This is a genomic window from Flavobacterium sp. FG68 (assembly GCF_057808895.1).
Genome location: NZ_JBMDIY010000011.1, coordinates 59,741 through 78,535 on the forward strand (window position 1 = coordinate 59,741; position 18,795 = coordinate 78,535).

Annotated in this window: 17 protein-coding genes; 5 read left to right on the forward strand and 12 right to left on the reverse strand. The window is 33.5% G+C overall.

All coding sequences use genetic code 11. The annotated features are described in order from the left end of the window. Positions 1-12: 12 nt before the first annotated feature. A complete protein-coding gene (folK, locus tag ACODSB_RS09100; RefSeq protein WP_488936804.1) occupies positions 13-1,146 on the reverse strand; it encodes a 2-amino-4-hydroxy-6-hydroxymethyldihydropteridine diphosphokinase in 1,134 nt (377 codons plus the stop codon). Between the two features lie 137 nt (positions 1,147-1,283). Here folK and sppA point away from each other — a divergent pair, with 137 nt between their 5' ends. From sppA to ACODSB_RS09115, 3 genes are all read left to right on the forward strand, one after another. Beyond that, positions 1,284-3,041 (forward strand): signal peptide peptidase SppA, encoded by a 1,758-nt coding sequence (gene sppA / locus ACODSB_RS09105; protein ID WP_488936805.1) that lies wholly within the window; start codon positions 1,284-1,286, stop codon positions 3,039-3,041. Between the two features lie 12 nt (positions 3,042-3,053). Further along, positions 3,054-4,001, forward strand: coding sequence for an alpha/beta hydrolase family protein (locus tag ACODSB_RS09110; protein ID WP_488936806.1), 948 nt, complete (start codon positions 3,054-3,056; stop codon positions 3,999-4,001). A 169-nt stretch (positions 4,002-4,170) separates the two neighbouring features. Beyond that, positions 4,171-6,771 carry an AsmA family protein gene (locus ACODSB_RS09115; protein WP_488936807.1) on the forward strand — a complete coding sequence of 867 codons (2,601 nt, stop codon included), beginning with the start codon at positions 4,171-4,173 and terminating at the stop codon, positions 6,769-6,771. Positions 6,772-6,847: 76 nt separating this feature from the next. Here the strand turns inward: ACODSB_RS09115 and ACODSB_RS09120 are convergent, their stop codons facing one another. Continuing rightward, on the reverse strand, positions 6,848-7,900 hold the full coding sequence (locus ACODSB_RS09120) for a glycosyltransferase family 9 protein (protein ID WP_488936808.1): 1,053 nt from the start codon (positions 7,898-7,900) through the stop codon (positions 6,848-6,850). A 284-nt stretch (positions 7,901-8,184) separates the two neighbouring features. Further along, entirely contained in the window at positions 8,185-8,979 is a 795-nt protein-coding gene (locus ACODSB_RS09125) for a DUF2797 domain-containing protein (RefSeq protein WP_180857492.1), read from the reverse strand. A 220-nt stretch (positions 8,980-9,199) separates the two neighbouring features. Here ACODSB_RS09125 and ACODSB_RS09130 point away from each other — a divergent pair, with 220 nt between their 5' ends. Further along, positions 9,200-10,708 (forward strand): GH3 auxin-responsive promoter family protein, encoded by a 1,509-nt coding sequence (locus ACODSB_RS09130; RefSeq protein ID WP_488936809.1) that lies wholly within the window; start codon positions 9,200-9,202, stop codon positions 10,706-10,708. Between the two features lie 558 nt (positions 10,709-11,266). On the opposite strand, the gene serB is transcribed toward ACODSB_RS09130, so the two are convergent. The 7 genes from serB to ACODSB_RS09165 form a co-directional block, all read right to left on the reverse strand. Then, positions 11,267-12,496: a phosphoserine phosphatase SerB gene (gene serB / locus ACODSB_RS09135; RefSeq protein WP_053471675.1), complete on the reverse strand. Its 1,230-nt coding sequence runs from the start codon at positions 12,494-12,496 to the stop codon at positions 11,267-11,269. Between the two features lie 157 nt (positions 12,497-12,653). Next, positions 12,654-13,091: a VOC family protein gene (locus tag ACODSB_RS09140; RefSeq protein ID WP_180857495.1), complete on the reverse strand. Its 438-nt coding sequence runs from the start codon at positions 13,089-13,091 to the stop codon at positions 12,654-12,656. 173 nt (positions 13,092-13,264) lie between these two features. Beyond that, positions 13,265-13,708, reverse strand: a complete 444-nt coding sequence (locus ACODSB_RS09145; RefSeq protein WP_256636955.1) for an SRPBCC family protein — start codon at positions 13,706-13,708, stop codon at positions 13,265-13,267. Positions 13,709-13,710: 2 nt separating this feature from the next. Beyond that, positions 13,711-14,118, reverse strand: coding sequence for a VOC family protein (locus ACODSB_RS09150; RefSeq protein WP_053471608.1), 408 nt, complete (start codon positions 14,116-14,118; stop codon positions 13,711-13,713). A 117-nt stretch (positions 14,119-14,235) separates the two neighbouring features. After that, positions 14,236-14,640, reverse strand: a complete 405-nt coding sequence (locus ACODSB_RS09155; protein WP_488936810.1) for an SRPBCC family protein — start codon at positions 14,638-14,640, stop codon at positions 14,236-14,238. Positions 14,641-14,664: 24 nt separating this feature from the next. Beyond that, on the reverse strand, positions 14,665-15,072 hold the full coding sequence (locus ACODSB_RS09160; protein WP_488936811.1) for an SRPBCC domain-containing protein: 408 nt from the start codon (positions 15,070-15,072) through the stop codon (positions 14,665-14,667). A gap of 21 nt (positions 15,073-15,093) precedes the next feature. Further along, positions 15,094-15,504, reverse strand: a complete 411-nt coding sequence (locus ACODSB_RS09165; RefSeq protein ID WP_488936812.1) for a VOC family protein — start codon at positions 15,502-15,504, stop codon at positions 15,094-15,096. Positions 15,505-15,647: 143 nt separating this feature from the next. Between ACODSB_RS09165 and ACODSB_RS09170 the strand changes: the two genes are divergently transcribed. After that, the gene (locus ACODSB_RS09170) at positions 15,648-16,613 is read left to right on the forward strand and encodes a GlxA family transcriptional regulator (RefSeq protein ID WP_180857500.1); all 966 of its coding nucleotides are present in this window, start codon (positions 15,648-15,650) and stop codon (positions 16,611-16,613) included. A gap of 151 nt (positions 16,614-16,764) precedes the next feature. On the opposite strand, the gene ACODSB_RS09175 is transcribed toward ACODSB_RS09170, so the two are convergent. Then, on the reverse strand, positions 16,765-17,418 hold the full coding sequence (locus tag ACODSB_RS09175; RefSeq protein WP_488936813.1) for a murein L,D-transpeptidase catalytic domain-containing protein: 654 nt from the start codon (positions 17,416-17,418) through the stop codon (positions 16,765-16,767). A 130-nt stretch (positions 17,419-17,548) separates the two neighbouring features. Continuing rightward, positions 17,549-18,781 (reverse strand): ATP-dependent Clp protease ATP-binding subunit ClpX, encoded by a 1,233-nt coding sequence (gene clpX / locus ACODSB_RS09180; protein ID WP_053471614.1) that lies wholly within the window; start codon positions 18,779-18,781, stop codon positions 17,549-17,551. Between the last annotated feature and the right edge of the window lie 14 nt (positions 18,782-18,795).

Consider the following 18,795-nt stretch of genomic DNA (forward strand, 5'->3'; position numbering starts at 1 on the left):
CTAATTATCTAATTAATTCAGCTTTTTCTGAATTTCGCTTAAAACAAAAAGATAATCTTCCTGTTTTTTCACAAAATCACGATCAGAAACATCGATAATTAAAACATTCAAATCGGTTTGGGATTTTATGTATTCCAAATATCCGTTGTTGATTTTATCCAGATATTCAGCTTCAATATTTTGCTCGTAGCTTCGGCCTCGCTTTTTTATGTTTTGAAGAAGACGTTCAGTATTTTGATACAAATAAATATACAAATCCGGTTTTGGCATTTCTTTGTAAATGATATCGAATAAATTTCGGTACAAACGATATTCATCTTCCTGCAAAGTAATTTTAGCAAAAATCAGCGATTTAAAAATATGATAATCGGCTACGATAAAATCTTTAAACAAATCAAACTGTGCCAAATCATCGGATAATTGCTGATAACGATCGGCTAAAAAAGACATTTCAAGCGGAAAAGCATATCGGTTTTGATCTTTATAAAACTTGGGCAAAAACGGATTATCTGCAAAACGTTCTAAAACGGTTTTCGCATTAAAATCATCTGCAAATTTGTGAACCAAAGTAGTTTTTCCGGCACCAATATTTCCTTCAAAAGCGATATAATTATATTTTTCTAACGGAATTTCACTCAGCGGGCATTTCAAATCCTGAACAACCGTACAAACACTGTCGTCTGGAGAAATGGCAATTAATTCTGAAATAGATTTCTGAAAAACAGGATGTTTCCAGTCTAATTTTAAATCCTGAACAGGCAATAAAACAAAATTTCGGTTCTGCATTAAAGGATGCGGAATATTAAGTTTTTCTGTTTCAATAATTTCATCATCAAAAACAATTACATCAACATCAATAATTCGGGATTGATACCCTTCCTGATTTAATCTGATTCTTCCTAACTGTTTTTCGACTTTTAAAACCTGATTTAATATTTTTTGTGCCGATGATGTAGTGTGCAAAAGTAACGCGCAATTATAAAATGCATCGCTCTCAAAACCCCAGGCAGGCGTTTCATAAAGTTTAGAAACCTTGATTACAGTTCCCACTTCCTGATGTATTAAAGCGATACAGGTTTCAATGTTTTCTAACCTGTTTCCCTGGTTGCTGCCTATAGATAAAACGACTTGGTGCTGTGATTTCATAATTAATGCAAATTAACTAAAACTATTTTAGAATTAACCAATATATTTGTGAAACGGCACATCGAGCCGATTAAAATTTATGTGCGAAATTTGTAACAAATAGCCCTTTATCGCTACTTATTAAAAAAAATATACTTATGAAGTTTTTAGGAAATGTAATTGCCACAGTTATTGGTATTTTTGTATTTATCATGCTCTTCTTTTTTGGAGTAATCCTAATTGGGGCCATTTTTGGCGGAGATGACAAGGTTTCGGTTAAAAATGATTCTGTTATCGAATTAGATTTAAAGCAGATCAATAACGATTATGCCGGAAAATATAAAGATCCGTGGGTAACTGTTTTTTCAGATAAAAAAAGTGTTGGTTTAACCGATGTTATCAATGCAATTGAAGCGGCAGAAACAGACGATAATATTAAAGGAATCTCAATCTTAAATGACGAGTCTTCTCTTGGACTTGCACAATATAAAGATTTGAGAAATGCTCTGGAAAGTTTTAAAAAATCAGGAAAATTTGTCTGGGCCTACGCCAATACGTATTCGCAGAAAGAATATTATTTAAATTCTGTAGCCAACGTTGTTTACTTGAATCCGGCTGGAGATTTAGACTTTAAAGGACTTTCGTCTGAAGTTATGTTCTTTAAAGATTTCCAGGAAAAATCAGGAATCCACATGGAAGTGATTCGTCACGGAAAATACAAAAGTGCCGTTGAGCCATTTTTAGAAAACAAAATGAGCGATGCGAACAGAGAACAAGTTACCGCACTTTTAAATTCGATTTGGTCAACAGTTTGCAGCGATATTTCAAAAAGCCGAAACATTCCAGTTGATAAATTAAATGAAATTGCAAACGGTTTATTAGCCAGAACTCCACAAATGGCAAAAACACAGCATTTAATTGATATTGTAGCTTATGAAGATGTGTATCACAATGCTATAAAAAAAGCCTTGAAAGTTAAAGACGACGAAGATTATAATAAAATTTCGATTTTAGATTATACTCAAAATAATGTAACAACGGCATTAACCAATGTTGCTACTGATCAAATTGCAATTATTTACGCTCAGGGCGAAATTGCCGGCGGCGAAGGCGATGTAAATGTTATTGGCGAAGGCTCAATGCGCCGTTCGCTGCAAGAAGCCAGAAAAAATGAAGATGTAAAAGCGATCGTTTTAAGAATTGACAGCCCGGGCGGAAGCGCACTGACTTCTGACTTAATCTGGAGAGAAATTGAAGTAACCAAAAAAGTAAAACCGGTAATTGTTTCAATGGGGAATTATGCTGCTTCAGGAGGTTATTATATCGCTTGTAATGCGAATAAAATTTTTGCAGAAAGCAATACGATTACAGGTTCTATCGGGGTTTTTGGAGTACTACCAAACTTTACGCCGCTTGCTAACAAATTAGGAATTAATACAGAGCAGGTAAAAACACACGAAAACTCAGCAAATTACAGTCCGTTTGTTCCGGTTGATGAAAAATTCAAAGCTTTTACACTGGAAGGCGTTGAACAGATTTACAAAACTTTTGTAACGCATGTTGCCGAAGGAAGAAAAATGACTTTTGCACAAGTAGATTCTATTGCACAAGGAAGAGTTTGGTCTGGGTCTGAAGCGTTGAAAATTGGATTAGTTGACAAAATTGGAGGTTTGAATGATGCTATTGCAGAGGCTGCAAAAATTGCTAAAATCAAAGATTACAGCACACAAAACTATCCTGAATACGAAAAAACATTTGGTGATTTAATGGGTAATCTGCCTTTTGCACAATCTAAGGAAGCTTTTATAAAAGAAGAAATTGGCGAAGAAAATTATTTGCTTATCGAGCAAGTAAAAAGATTCCAGAGACAAAAAGGAGTTCAGGCCATGATGCCTTTCGGAATAAACATTAAATAATTCCACTTAAAGATGAAAAACATAATTCTGTTTTTAACCGTTTTGTTTCTGACATACGTAAATGCACAAAGCCCGAAACAAGATACTTTTAAAGAAACACCCGCTATTTTAAAAATCAATAATGATCAGATTTTTGGTACGCTTACTGTTCCAGACGGAATAAAAAAATGTCCGGTTGCATTGATTATTGCTGGTTCTGGCCCAATAGACCGAGACGGAAATAATTCGATGATGAAAAACAATTCCTTAAAAATGCTATCAGAAGAATTAGCTAAAAACGGAATTGCATCTTTACGATTTGATAAACGCGGCATTGGCGAAAGCAAAAAATCGGCAGTAGCAGAATCTAGTCTGGTTTTTGAAAATTATACCGAAGATGTAAAAAGCTGGATTAGCTATTTGAAACAAGACAAACGTTTTACACAATTAACGGTTATTGGTCATAGCGAAGGTTCTTTAATAGGAATGATTGCCAGCGCAAAAGCCAACAAATTTGTTTCGATTGCGGGAGCCGGAGAATCTGCAGATAAACTGATAAAGACGCAAATTGCTTCTAAATCAAACAAGCAAATTGAGGATATGACGTTTCCTATTATTGATAGTTTAAAAGGCGGTAATAAAGTAAACAAAGTCGATCCGCTTTTAAATTCGCTTTTCAGGGCAAGTATTCAACCGTATTTGATTTCGTGGTTTAAATACGATCCACAGACAGAAATTAAAAAACTAACGATTCCTGTTTTAATTATTCAGGGAAATAATGATTTACAAGTTTCGGTTAAAGATGCCGAAAACTTATCGAAGGCTAAAGCTAATTCAGAATTGGTCATTGTAGATAAAATGAATCATATCATGAAAATAATCGACGGCGATCAAAAGGCGAATATGGAAAGTTATAATAATGAAACTCTTCCCATTTCTGAAACCTTAGTCCATAAGATTGTTTCCTTTATTAAAAAATAGTTACAACAATAAAAAACTAAATCCGTTTGAAAAGTATCAAGCGGATTTTTTTTATTTAATACTAACATAATTTTCTTACAATATTAAGAAAATTTTATCGCCGTACTTCAATAAAAAAACTATTTTTGCAAGAGTCAATTTTCAAAAAATAAACCTCAAATCTATAAATATGTTAAAGAAAATTTTAAAAGTAACTGCCATTGTTCTAGTGGTTTTTGTGGCCGCTCTATTTGCCATTCCGTATTTCTTTAAAGACCAGATCAAAGCAAAAATTGCCGAAGCCATCAACGAAAGTGTTGATGCAAAAGTCAGCTTTGCCGATGCTGATTTAAGCTTGTTCAAAAATTTCCCGAATGCTGCGGTTGGAATCGAAAAATTAGTGATTATCAACAAAGCACCTTTTGAAGGAGATACTTTGGTATCATTAGGACAATTAAACCTTAATATGAGCATTAAAGAGCTTTTTAAAGGAAAAGACGAACCTTTAAACATTCAGGGAATTACATCTGAAAACGGTTTAATCAACATTATCTTTAATAAAGATGGTGTTGGAAACTTTGATATTGCCTTAAAAGACAAAAAAGAAGACAAAACGGATGAAAAAAGCAGTCCGCTTTCTTTAAAAATCCAAAACTATAAAATCGAGAACTTTACCTTTAGATATATCGATCAGGGTTCAAAAATTAAAATGGTTATTGATAGTTTAAATCATGAAGGAACCGGAGATTTTACCAATTCAAAACTGGATTTAAATACAAAAACTACAGCAAACGTATCTTTAGATATGGATAAAGTTAATTATATGAAAAATATAAAACTGACTTTAGACGCTGTTTTAGGAATTGATTTAGAGCAAAGTAAATATACTTTTAAAGAAAATAAAGCTTTAATTAACCAATTGCCGTTAGAGTTTGACGGATTTATTCAAATGGTTAAAGAGGGTCAGATTTATGACCTGAAATTTAAAACGCCAACTTCGTCGTTTACTAATTTCTTAGGATTAATTCCTTCTGCTTACGCATCAAGTCTTGACGGCGTAAAAACAACCGGAGACTTTACTGTTGTTGGTTTTGCAAAAGGAAAATTAACAGACACTACAGTTCCTGCATTCAACATTGCCATTGCTTCAAACAACGCATCGTTCCAATATCCGAACTTACCAAAATCAGTTCAGAATATTGTAATTGATACTAAAATTATCAACGAAACCGGAATTCTAAACGATACTTATGTAAACCTAGACAAACTATCTTTTAGAATCGATCAGGATGTTTTTAGCGCTAAAGCAAATGTTAGAAACATTACCGTTAATCCGCTTGTAAATGCGGCTTTAAAAGGAACTATCAATTTAGCTAATCTTTCAAAAGCGTACCCAATTAAAATGGATAAACCTTTGGCAGGTATTTTAAAAGCTGATGTTACTACCAATTTTGATATGGCATCTGTAGAAAAAAGCCAATATCAAAACATCAAAAATGCCGGAACTATGAGTTTATCAGGATTTAAATATACTGATGAAAACAATAAATCAATGAATATCAGCACGGCTTTGGTTGAATTTAATCCAAGCACAATCAACCTGAAACAATTTAATGCTACAACAGGAAAAAGTGATATTGCCATCAACGGAGTTTTAGAGAATTTCTACGGTTTTATGTTTAAGAAACAAGAACTTAAAGGAAACTTCAACATGAGTTCAAATCAATTAGCTGTTGATGATTTTATGACTTCTGGAGAGCCTGCTAAAACAGAGGAAAAAACGCCTGCTAAACCAGCGGAAGCGATGAAAATTCCAGCTTTCCTGAACTGTACTTTAAATGCAAAAGCGACAACTGTTTTATATGACAATTTAAAACTGAAAGATGTTTCCGGAAAATTGATTATTAAAGATGAAAAAGCACTTTTAGAGAACTTTAAAACGTCCATTTTTGGCGGAACAATTGGTTTGACAGGATCTGTTTCAACAAAAGCAAAAGTGCCAACGTTTGATATGAATTTAGGTTTTAATCAGGTTGATATTGCGCAGACTTTTACGCAGTTAGACATGATGAAAAAAATTGCTCCAATTGCCGGAATTATTAATGGTAAATTAAATTCGACTATTAAATTAAACGGAAATTTAGATGATAAGGAATTAACGCCTGATTTAAAATCTATTTCTGGGGATTTAATTGGTCAATTACTTTCTACAACGATAAATGCTAAAAATTCAACGGTATTAAATTCATTGACTTCAAACATTAAATTCCTTGATATGAATAAACTGAATTTGAATGATATTAAAGCTGCCTTAACTTTTGAAAATGGAAAAGTAAACGTAAAACCTTTCGACATTAAATATCAGGATATTAAAGTAACAGTTGGCGGAACTCACGGTTTTGACCAGACTATGAATTACAATTTAAAATTTGATGTTCCTGCTAAATATTTAGGAAGCGAAGCAAATGCTTTTCTTTCTAAATTGTCTCCTGCAGATGCGGCGAAACTGGAAAATATTCCAATCAATGCTGTTATTGGAGGAAACTTTTCAAATCCAAAAATTACTACAGATATGAAAAGTGCCGTTACTAGTTTAGCATCGCAAGTGGCAAATCAGCAAAAAGAAAAACTGACTCAAAAAGGCGCTTCTGCTTTAACTGATTTAATTAATAAAAACACAAAAGCGAAAGACACAACTCAGGCAGCTAAAACGGAGAAAGAACAAAAAACTCAGGAAACTACTAAAAAAGCAACGGACTTACTCAACGGGCTTTTCAAAAAGAAAAAATAAGTTTTAGTCAAAATAAAAAACTGCTCCCGAAATTACTTTCGGGAGCAGTTTCTTTTTATAGCAATCTGATTTGAATTTATTGATTCAATATCTTATTTATGGCATTTATATAATCCGGAACTGTTAATTGGTTGGTATCAATTCCTACGCTGTTATTTCCGTATGGCTGATATTTTTTTAAACTTGAAATTGAAAATAAACCAGCAGTTGGAGCTTTTGAAGCACTTGACAAATGCATAATTCCACTATCTGCACCTATAAAAACATCTACATTTGCTAATACGGAACCTATTTCACGAATATCCTTACTGTAGAATGAAGGCGCCTGAAAATCAATTTGAGAAACATTTTCAACTGGCAAAACTTCGAAAATATTATAATCTGGATATTCATTTTTTAAAGCAGCATAAAACTTTTCCCACCACTCAACGCAATAACATTTTTCTCCGGTTGCAAAAGTAAAAATTGCGATGGTTCTTTTTTGTTCATCAACAATGTTGTTGAGAATTTCTTTTCCTTTTGATATTTCTTCCTGAGTCAATTTTAAATCCAGAAGCGGTACTGGTTCTTTTTTATCTTCAATACCAAATTGACTTAGAAAATATCTTAAATTATAAACGGGATATTTTGCAATATGCTCATGATCGTCATAATTGGACTGCACATTTTCAGGAAGATCTCCAAAAAATTTATATTTAGCATTTGAGAATTGAACGGCTAAGCGGCCCGAAGAAGAATTTTGATCAACATTTATTACAAGATCGTAATTCTGTTTTTTTATTAAAGTCCAGACTTTAAAATATTTGACTAAGTCTTTGAAAGGTTTTTTAGGGAGATCGATTATTTTATCGACATTATCATACTTTTCAAAAACAATTGGGGCCAGTGTCCCTTTTACAAACAAATCGATTTTTACACCCGGAAACACGGCAGAGACTTCCTGAATAAGCGGTGTAACTAAAAGCATATTTCCAAGTCTGCCGTTTGGCCTGCAGATTAGTACTTTTTTAATTTTGCTTTTATCAATAGTTCCGCCTTTACTAATGTTTGCACTACCAATATTTTTGGTTAATATGCGCATTAGGTTACGCCTGACTTTGTTAATGCTAACTTTTTTTAAGCTACTCATTGTGGTATTTATTTCGAGATTATTTTTGGAAACAGCAAAAAACATTTTAGCTAAAAAATGAAGCATAAATTGTTTAAAACACCATTTTTACATGTTTCCAAATTTAGCCTCTTTTTTTGCTCAAAAATAAATTCTAATAATAAGCAATTATTACAAAATTGTAATAAAATCTATAATTATTCCCATTTTTGGACCTTCCAATGAAATAAAATTACAACAATTAACAAAACAAATGACAAACAATAGACCATTAGTTGTTAAGAATCGACAGAGAATAGAAAATACTAGACGTTAATATTTACAACGTAACCTTCTGAACCACGTATGTTAAAAACTGTTCCATTTTCAAAAATTAAATACTGGCCTTTGATTCCCACAAGTTTTCCCTGAAAAGCTGGCGTTTTATCTAAATTCAAACTAGCCACTTTTGCCGGATAATTTAAAACCGGATAATTTAGTTCGTATAAATCATTTTTCTGACTGTAAAAGTACTCCTTAACTTCTGCCGGAATTAAGTTTTCGACTTTTGACTTTTCAAAAATTAAGTCACATCCTTCTGCTGTACACTGCAGCATTTTACGCCAGTTTGTTTTATCTGCATAATGATCTTTTAACGCTACCTCGGTAATTCCTGCCAAATAACGGTTGGGAACCTCAACAATTGCAATGGCTTGTGTCGCTCCCTGATCGATCCAGCGTGTTGGAACCTGGCTTTTGCGCGTTACCCCTACTTTTATTTCGCTCGATAAAGCTAAGTAAACAACATGCGGCTGCAATTGCGCTTTTTGTTCGTATTCTAAATCACGATCTGCAATTCCTAAATGTGCAGTACTTAATTCAGGTCTCATAATCCAGTCGCCTACAGCGGGGCTTGAGTAAAAACAGTCATAACAAAAACCTTGTCTAAAAATCTTTTTCTTCTTTTGACAATTTAAACATTGAAAACCTGCAAAACTAATTTCAATTTCTTTATCTAATAATTGATTCACATTCAAGAAACTATCTTCGAAAACTAAATAATATTGAATTGGGTTTCCAAATTCAGTCTGCATTTTTGTAAGTACGCCTTGATATGTCATTAGGATTAATTGTAGATTTTAGATATTAGATTTTAGACTGCTCTTATTTTTTGAGTTAATCTTTAGTTTATAAGTAGTGGTTTTTATTACAAAAAAACACTATTTTTGATACAATGACAAAGTTACTATTTGTTGCTTGATATTCAAATTTTAAGTTCCGATTTACATGAATCGTAAAACCTAAATTTAAAATCAGCAATCTAAAACCTAAAAAACACTCATGCCTTTATCAATAATAAATTCTTTCGCTTCCTGGGTCCTCAAACAAAGGATACATCAAATCGAACTTTTTTTAAAATACCCAAATGAAGTTCAGGAAGAACTTTTGCATAATTTATTATTGGCATCTGAAAATACCGTTATTGGAAAAAAATATGATTTTGAATCGATAAACTCTTATCAGACTTTTGCAGAGAGAGTTCCAATTGCAAGTTATGAAGAACTACAGCCTTTGATCGAACGTACACGTCAGGGTGAACAAGGCGTTTTTTGGGAATCGCCTATTAAATGGTTTGCCAAATCGAGCGGTACTACAAATGCTAAAAGTAAATTTATCCCGGTAAGTAACGAAGCTCTTGAAGATTGTCATTATAAAGGAAGTAAGGATTTACTTTGTTTGTATTTGAATAATAATGAGGATTCTGAATTGTTTTTAGGAAAGAGTTTACGCTTGGGCGGAAGTTCTCAGATTTACGAAAACAACAATACTTTTTTTGGCGATTTGTCGGCAATTTTGATTGAAAATATGCCTATTTGGGCCGAGTTCAGCAGTACGCCAAGCAGTAAAACTTCGTTAATGAGCGAATGGGAAACTAAAATCGCGGCGATTATTAATGAAACCAAAAATGAAAATGTAACCAGTTTTGCAGGAGTTCCTTCGTGGATGCTGGTTTTAATGAATAAAGTTCTGGAAAATACGGGCAAACAAAGTTTATTGGAACTTTGGCCAAACCTTGAAGTTTATTTTCACGGCGGTGTGAGTTTCTCTCCTTATAAAGAACAATACAAGAAAATTTTACCAAGCAAAGATTTTAAATACTACGAAATCTATAATGCTTCTGAAGGTTTTTTTGCGATTCAGGATTTAAACAATTCAAGTGATTTATTGCTGATGCTGGATTATGGGATTTTCTATGAATTTATTCCGATGGAAACTTTTGGATCTACAGATCAAAAAGTGATTCGTTTGGCCGATGTTGAATTGAATAAAAACTACGCCATTGTTATTACGACAAATTCTGGTTTATGGCGTTATTTAATTGGCGATACGGTTCGTTTTACTTCGTTAAATCCATACAGAATTAGAGTTACAGGAAGAACCAAACATCATATTAATGTTTTTGGAGAAGAATTAATGGTCGAAAACACGGATCAGGCCATTGCGAAAGCCTGCGAAATTACTCAAACAGAAGTTATCGATTATACGGTTGCTCCTATTTTTATGCAGGACAAAGAAAAAGGTGCTCACGAATGGATGATTGAATTCAAACAAAAACCTGCCGACGTTGGTCTTTTCCAAAAAGTTCTGGATGAAACCCTGCAGACTTTAAATTCTGATTATGAAGCGAAACGTTACAACAATATGACTTTAAATCCTTTAGTGATTAATGTCGCCAGGGAAAATTTGTTTTATGACTGGTTGAAAGAAAGAGATAAATTGGGCGGTCAGCATAAGATTCCGAGGCTTTCGAATCAGAGAGATTATTTGGAGCAGTTGAAGGAGATGTGATTTTTTTGGTTCGCCACGAATTTCTCGAATTAGCACGAATTTCAATATAGATTCTATACAAATTTTCAATAGCCCCTAGCTTTAGCTAGGGGTTTATAATTTATATCAAAGCTAGGCTTTAGCCAAATTATTAGCAACGTAGAATTTGGCTAAAGCCTTAATCTTTGTCAATTCTTATTCCTCCAGCTAAAGCCGGAGGCAATTGATCTTAATTTATTTTTAATTTATTTTCTCTTAAAAACGTTAATTCCACTGAGTCGCATGAGGGATAGAAGAGGAAATCCTTTTGTGTCTCGTTTCTTTAACGAGACGCAAAAGATTGGAACGTATAGCCCGACCCGGAGGGGCATGCCATTATTAAGATTCTGAGATTCTAAGCTGCTAAGATTTCTCAATATTGTCACTATAGACGAAGTGTAAAAGCACGCAGATCACACGGATTCGCTTTGCGAAAACGCAGATTTACACAGATTTTTTCTCATTTTGTCAGGCTGAGCGAAGTTGAAGCCCTTTTCGACATGAAAGCCCTTCGACTTCGCTCAGGGTGACAAACTAGTATTACATCATATCAATATATCTGTCGTGATAACCTAAAAGATATAAAACACCATCAAGTCCTAAACTTGAAATTGAGGTTGAAGCACTTTCTTTTACTTTTGGTTTTGCGTGGAAAGCGATTCCTAAACCAGCTAAGTTTAGCATTGGTAAATCGTTTGCACCGTCGCCAACTGCAATAGTCTGGTTAATGTGAATTCCTTCTTTTTCGGCAATTGCTTTTAGGTATTCGGCTTTTTTTTGTCCGTCTACGATATCGCCTAGATATTTTCCGGTTAGTTTACCGTCTTTAATTTCTAATTGATTGGCGTGAACATAATCGATACCCAATTCTTTTTGAAGATAATCTCCAAAATAAGTAAATCCTCCAGAAAGAATTGCGGTTTTATATCCGTAATATTTTAAGGCTTTCATTAAGCGATGTGCACCTTGTGTAATTGGTAAGTTTTTGGCAACATTTTGCAAAACGTCTTCGCTCAAACCTTCCAATAAAGCCATACGCTGTTTGAAACTTTCGTTGAAATCAATTTCGCCATTCATCGCCGATTCTGTAATGGCTCTTACCTGCGCGCCTACTCCATTTAGTTCTGCCAATTCGTCAATAACTTCGGTTTGGATTAAAGTCGAGTCCATATCGAAGCAAACCAAACGACGGTTTCTTCTGTAAATATTATCTTCCTGAAAAGAAATATCAACGTTTAAGGTTCTTGAAATTTCCATAAAACTTGCCGTCATGACAATTTTATTTACAATTTCGCCCGTTACAGATAGCTGAATACATGAACGTGGGTATTCTTCTTTTTCTACAATCGAAGTTCTTCCCGTTAAACGTATAATAGAATCGATATTTAAATTTTGATCTGACATTATTTTAGTAACTGCTGCTAATTGAGAAGCTGCCAGTTTTTCGCCTAAAATATTGATTATGTATCGTTGCTTAGATTGTGATTTTACCCATTTTTCGTAATCTTCGATAGAAATTGGAATAAACTTTACCTTAATTTCTAATTCGTAAGCTTTAAACAGCAAGTCTTTTAAAACTGGTCCTGAAGATGAACCCGCTTCGATTTCGAATAAAATACCTAAAGATAATGTATCATGAATGTCGGCCTGGCCAATATCTAAAATATTAGCATCGTATGCCGCCAATACAGCTGTTAAACCTGCCGTCACCCCTATTTTATCGTGTCCTGAAACTTTTAATAAAATAATCTCTTTATCTTCTATTGCCATTTTATCTTTATTATTTACGAGCGACAAAAATCGGCAATCTCTTGGTGATAAAAAAGAATAATCATTGTTTTTTTTGCAAAGAAAAAGCGCATATTCATGCGCTTTCCTGAGTAATTTAACAATTATGCTCCGCTATTAGAATAACGTAACTTTTTAATTATTTGTTTTGCATATTTTCGTCAAAGTTTACCATCCAGTTTATACCGAATTTATCTTTGAACATTCCGAAATAAGCGCCCCAAAATGTTTTATTTAAAGGCATTTCAATTTTACCTCCAGCCGAAAGTCCGTTAAAAATTCGGTCTGCTTCCTCTGTGCTGTCTGTATTAATTGAAACTGAAAAATTTTCACCAAAAGGTAAATCTCCAAATCTTGTAGAGCTGTCACTTCCCATTAAAATTGTATTTCCAATTGGCAGGGAAACGTGCATAATTCTTTCTGCATCTTCTGCTGAAACTTCGTCACAGCCTTCTTCTTTTGGCATTTCTTTAAATTTTCCGATATAAGGAAATTCTCCGCCAAAAACGGATTTATAAAATAGAAATGCTTCTTCGCAATTTCCGTTAAATAATAAATAAGGGTTTACTGTTGCCATGATATTTTTTTTAATTGTGAGTTGTAAATTATAAATTGTTGTCCTTTGCTATAGTTATAAAATTTAATCTCTTCTCTTTGTTCTATTCTCTTTGTTCTATTCTCTTTGTTCTATTCTCTTTGTTCTATTCTCTTTATTCTATTCTCTTTATTCTATAATCTTTTTTCTTTCTTCTATTTCCCTTCCTCTGAAAGTTCTTTCACAACCTCTAAACCTCTGGGAAAAACATCTTTGAAATAATCGACATATTTTTCACCCGAATCGTTACGAGCAATCAAATCTGTAAATTCACCATCTGGAATTAATCGATAAGTTTCCATTGCGCCGCTCCATTTTTTTGTTTCTTCATCGAGAGGCTGCTCTTTAAAATCTTTTATTTCGCCTATATGCTTAAAAGCCATATATTCGTTTGGCGTTTTTGTTTCAATTATACTATACATTCCTTCTCCGGTTGGTGTCATGAAATGTATTTTATCGCCTTCGTTCCAAGTACTTATGGTATGAGATCCTTCGCAAAAAACACTTGTCCATTTTCTATAAGTTTCATCCTCCCATAAAACATCCCAAACTTTTTGAGCCGGGGCTTTAATTCTAATTTTAAATTCTAACGTTTCCATAATTAAGATAGTTTAGTAAAATCCATAAATAAAACATTCCAGCGATGTCCGTCTATATCGGCAAAACCAAAGCCGTACATCCATCCCTGACTTTCGGCTGGAGAAGAAAAAATAGTTCCTCCCGCATCCTGAACTTTTTGAGCCAGTTCATCAACTTCTTCTTTACTTTCGGCATCAATTGAAATCAAAATTTCAGAACTTGCTTTTGTATCGGTTATTTTGTTTTGCGAAAAACCTTCAAAAAGTGATTCTTCAAACAGCATTACTACAAAATGTGATTCACCCACAACCATGCAGGTTGAACTTGGTGTATCGTGCTGCTCATTAAAAGAGAAGCCTATTTTCCAGAAAAAATCTTTTGCTTTTGCCACGCTTTTCACAGGCAGATTTAACCATATTTGTTTCGTCATTCTTTGATATTTTCGTTAAACATTTTTTTTTAAACCATATAAGTGATGTAAGTTAATTTAAGATTAGGGGAAACCTTTGTTACTTTGTCGCTTTGTCACTTTGAACCTATTAAAGAATTAATTATTCTCTACATAATTTTTAAAGTTGTCCAAAATTGCCTGCCATCCTCCGCGCTGCATTTCTTCTGGATTTTGAGTTTCCGGGTCGAAACTTTCTGTTACTTCTACGCCGTCTAAAGTTTCTTTGAAGGTAATTTCAACTTTTCTTCCGTCGGCCATAACGTATTTTATGGTTTTGTTTGGTTCTACGAAAGTATATTCTCCTTCAAAATCAAAACTCATGCTTCCGTCTTTTGCGGCCATTGTTGATTTGAATTTTCCGCCCTGCTTTACATCATTTTCGGCATAAGGCGTGTGCCAGTCCGGAGAAGCAAAACTCCATTTTGTAATATGTTCCGGTAATGTCCAAAAATCCCAAACTTTGTTTATTGATGCGTTAATTGTATTCTGTAATGTTATCATTATTTATATATTTAAAAATTATACTTATTCAACACTTTCAACGTATTTTTTAAAATTGTCAATTACGTTCTGACACCATTGCTTCTGCATACTTTCAGAATCTTCTTTGTTTGGTTCAAATACTTCTGTGATTTTTACCTTTTTGCCTTGTTCTTCAAAATGAATACTTCCGGTTCTGTTGTCCAAAAGTTTATATTCTATTAATCGAAATTTTTCTACTTGGGTATATTCTCCTTCAAAATCAAAACCTGTGCTATTATCTTTAGCAGCCATTTCATATTTAAATTTACCATTTACCTGTAAATCATTTTCTGCATAAGGCGTGTGCCATTCCTCAAAAGCATAATTCCAGTTTTGAATATGTTTTGGAGAAATCCAGAAATCCCAGACTTTATCTATAGATGCATAAATTGTATTTTGAACTGTAATCATTTTGGTCAAATTTTAAATTAATTACATCTGATCCGGAATCTGACTTTCATCCATATAGAAAACTTCCCAATGATGTCCGTCCGGGTCAAGAAAAGTTTTTTGGTACATCCATCCATAATCCTGTTCTCTTTTATAATCAGTCCCGCCAGCTTTAACTGCTTTCTGAATCATTTCATCAACTTCTTTTCTTGATCCTAAAGAAATAGAAATAAGGGCTTCGCTGGTTGTATGAGAATCGCAGATTTTCTTATCTGTAAAAGTCTGATAAAACTCTTCTGCCAAAATCATTAAATTAATATTTTCACCAATAATTATACAAGCTCCTTTTTCATTTGTAAATTTCGGATTCGTAGGAAAACCCAATTCATTAAAAAATTTTATCGCTTTATCCAGCTCTTTTACAGCCAGATTTAAATACATTTTCGTTTCCATAATATATAAAGTTACAATTTATTTAAAACAAATTTAGAATTTTAGAATGTCCTTTGCGATACATTAAAAGTCAACTTTAGGGGCATTTAAGACAATTTTATTACTTTTGCTATAAAGCTAATCCTCCACAAAACCACAAAATCATGAGCAAGAAAGTAGGTTTAATCGTTCCTCACGACTATAAATTATTAAGTATAGCCGCAATTTTAGAAGTTTTTGAAACGGCAAATAAATTAAGTCCGACAGCTGATAAACCATTTGAAATTATGGTTTTTCAATTGGCAGAACAAATCAATCAGGAACGTTTGTTTGGATATGAAGTTAATACGATCGAGAATTCTGATATCCTTTTAGAACTCATTTTGATTCCGGCTTTTACTACGGATAATATGAGTGAAATGATTGCGAAGAATAAAAAATTTATTCCGTGGCTGCAAAAGCAACATCAGGCAGGGGCTGAATTAGCAAGTTTTTGTACGGGAGCATTTTTGTTTGCTGCTTCGGGATTATTAAATGAAAAACTGGCAACAACTCATGTTGACGCTTGCAGTGCTTTTACAAAAGCTTTTCCAATGGTGAAATTAAAACCCGAAGAAACTTTAACAGCTGACGGAAGTTTGTATACGAGCGGCGGATCTACCTCAACGTTTCATTTATTGATTCTTTTGGTTCAAAAATATTGCGGAAATGAAATCGCAGTGCAAATTGCCAAGATTTTCTCGATTGATTTAAACCGATACAAACAGAGCTATTTTAGCACTTTTAGACCGAATCATTTGCATAATGATACTTTGGTGGCGATGTTACAGCAAAAAATTGAAAGCCAATATCACAGTATCGAAAAACTGGAAGAAATTACCAAAGATATTCCAACAAGTGCCAGAAACATGACACGCCGTTTTAAACAAGTTACAGGAATTCCGCCAATTGAATATCTGCAGAATATTAGAGTTGAAAGTTCAAAAAAATATTTGGAACAAACGCAGCTTTCAATTTCAGAAATTATTGAAAAAACCGGATACAACGATCCAAAAGCTTTTAGAAAGGTATTTTATAAAATGGTGGGCATGAAACCTATTGAATATCGGGAGAAGTTTAGGGTTCAGTAGTTTTAGAAGCAGAAATTTCGTTTTTCATAAGAAACTTCAGTCCTGCTCTACACTATATCTTTTACTGTGAACCCCACAGCAAAAGGATGCCGTTTCGATCAGGGCTATTTAAGACATTTAATTTTCATTAGAAAAAAAATATTTTGAAGACTTACGATTTAATAATCCACATCAGGACTTTTTTATTTGATTTTAATAATTCGTCGATTTCTTTCATGCTTTCGTTTGAAACTGCCGGGCAGCCCCAGCCTTCCGGCGTTCCTTCGGGATAAACTTCATTTTCCGGAACTGCTTCCCAGGAATGTAAAACTATGGCACGGTTTCTTGCATTTGAATTAGTTTTGTCTTTTCCCTGTAAAATATAATTGACTTTTATTCCCCATTGACTTACGCCTCGGTCTAAAATAACATATTTACCCAGCGAGGAACAATGTGAATCGAATTCGTTGCTAATCTGCGGTTTCTCTTTAGTTAGTGTTCCGCCCCATCTGTTATCGCCGCAGCCATGACTTACCATAGATGATTTTACAACTAGATTTTTCTTAAAATCGTAAATAAAAAATCTCTTTAAACCAGAATGCAATCCCAGATCGATTAGAATAAATTTATCTTTATTCAGGTTATTTTGAAGACAGTATTGTTTTGCTTCTTTATAAAATTTACTGTAATCAACTTCAACACGAGGTTTTTCTTTTTCAATTACTTCTATTTTGTTTTCATTTTTAGAAACCAACATTTCATTTTTATCTTTTTGATTACAAGATAAAATCAAGGCTAAACCAATTACAAAAATCATATTTTTCATGCTTACAATTTACACAAAATCTAAAACGGAAATCTTACTTTAAAAGTATAAAAAAACCTGCTCAAATAAATGAACAGGTTTAAAAGTGAAACTTTGTCAAAGTTTAAACTTTGACAAAGTGGTATGAAATTTACGAAGCAATTTCCATTCGCTTCAATAAGTTTTTACTTAAAGTATGTTCTGCATAATCTTTATCGATTACTAAAACTTTATCGTCAGAACTTGGCAGTTCGTACATTGCATCTGTCAAGATTGCTTCGCAAAGCGAACGTAATCCACGTGCTCCTAATTTGTACTCTAATGCTTTATCTACAATAAAATCTAAAGCTTCATCTGTAATTGTAAACTCAACTTCATCCATTAAAAATAATTTCTGATATTGTTTTACCAATGCATTTTTAGGTTGTGTCAAAATAGCACGTAGTGTTTCTTTATCTAAAGGATCCATATGCGTCAATACCGGTAAACGACCAATGATCTCCGGAATTAAACCAAAATCTTTAATGTCTTTTGGAATAATATATTGAAGCAGGTTATTTTTATCGATATTGTCCACATTTTTAGAAGTAGAATATCCAACTGCCTGACGGTTTAAACGTTTAGAAATAATACGTTCTACTCCATCAAAAGCTCCACCTGCAATAAACAGGATGTTTTGTGTATTTACCTCAACAAATTTTTGATCCGGGTGTTTACGTCCTCCTTTTGGCGGTACGTTTACAACTGTTCCTTCTAAAAGTTTCAATAAAGCCTGTTGTACACCTTCACCAGAAACGTCACGTGTTATGGACGGATTATCGCTCTTACGGGCAATTTTATCAATTTCATCAATAAATACGATTCCTCTTTCTGCTTTGGTTACATCATAATCGGCAGCTTGTAAAAGACGCGTTAAAATACTTTCAACATCTTCTCCTACATAACCAGCTTCTGTTAATACTGTTGCATCAACAATAGCCAAAGGAACGTCTAACATTTTTGCAATTGTTTTAGCAACCAATGTTTTTCCTGTTCCGGTTTGACCAACCATAATGATGTTACTTTTTTCAATCTCTACTTCATCGTCTAATTGCTGCTGCATTAAACGTTTGTAGTGATTGTAAACCGCAACCGACATTACTTTTTTTGTCTGGTCCTGACCAATAACATATTGATCCAGGAAAGCTCTGATTTCTTTTGGTTTCTTTAAAATTAAGTCGCCAACAAGTTTCGCGCTTCCGCTTGATTTTAATTCTTCTAGAACAATTCCGTGTGCCTGTTCAATACACTTATCACAAATATGTGCATTAATACCAGCAATTAATAAATTAGTTTCTGGCTTTTTTCTTCCACAAAACGAACATTCTAATACTACTTTTGCCATTCTTTATTTAAGTT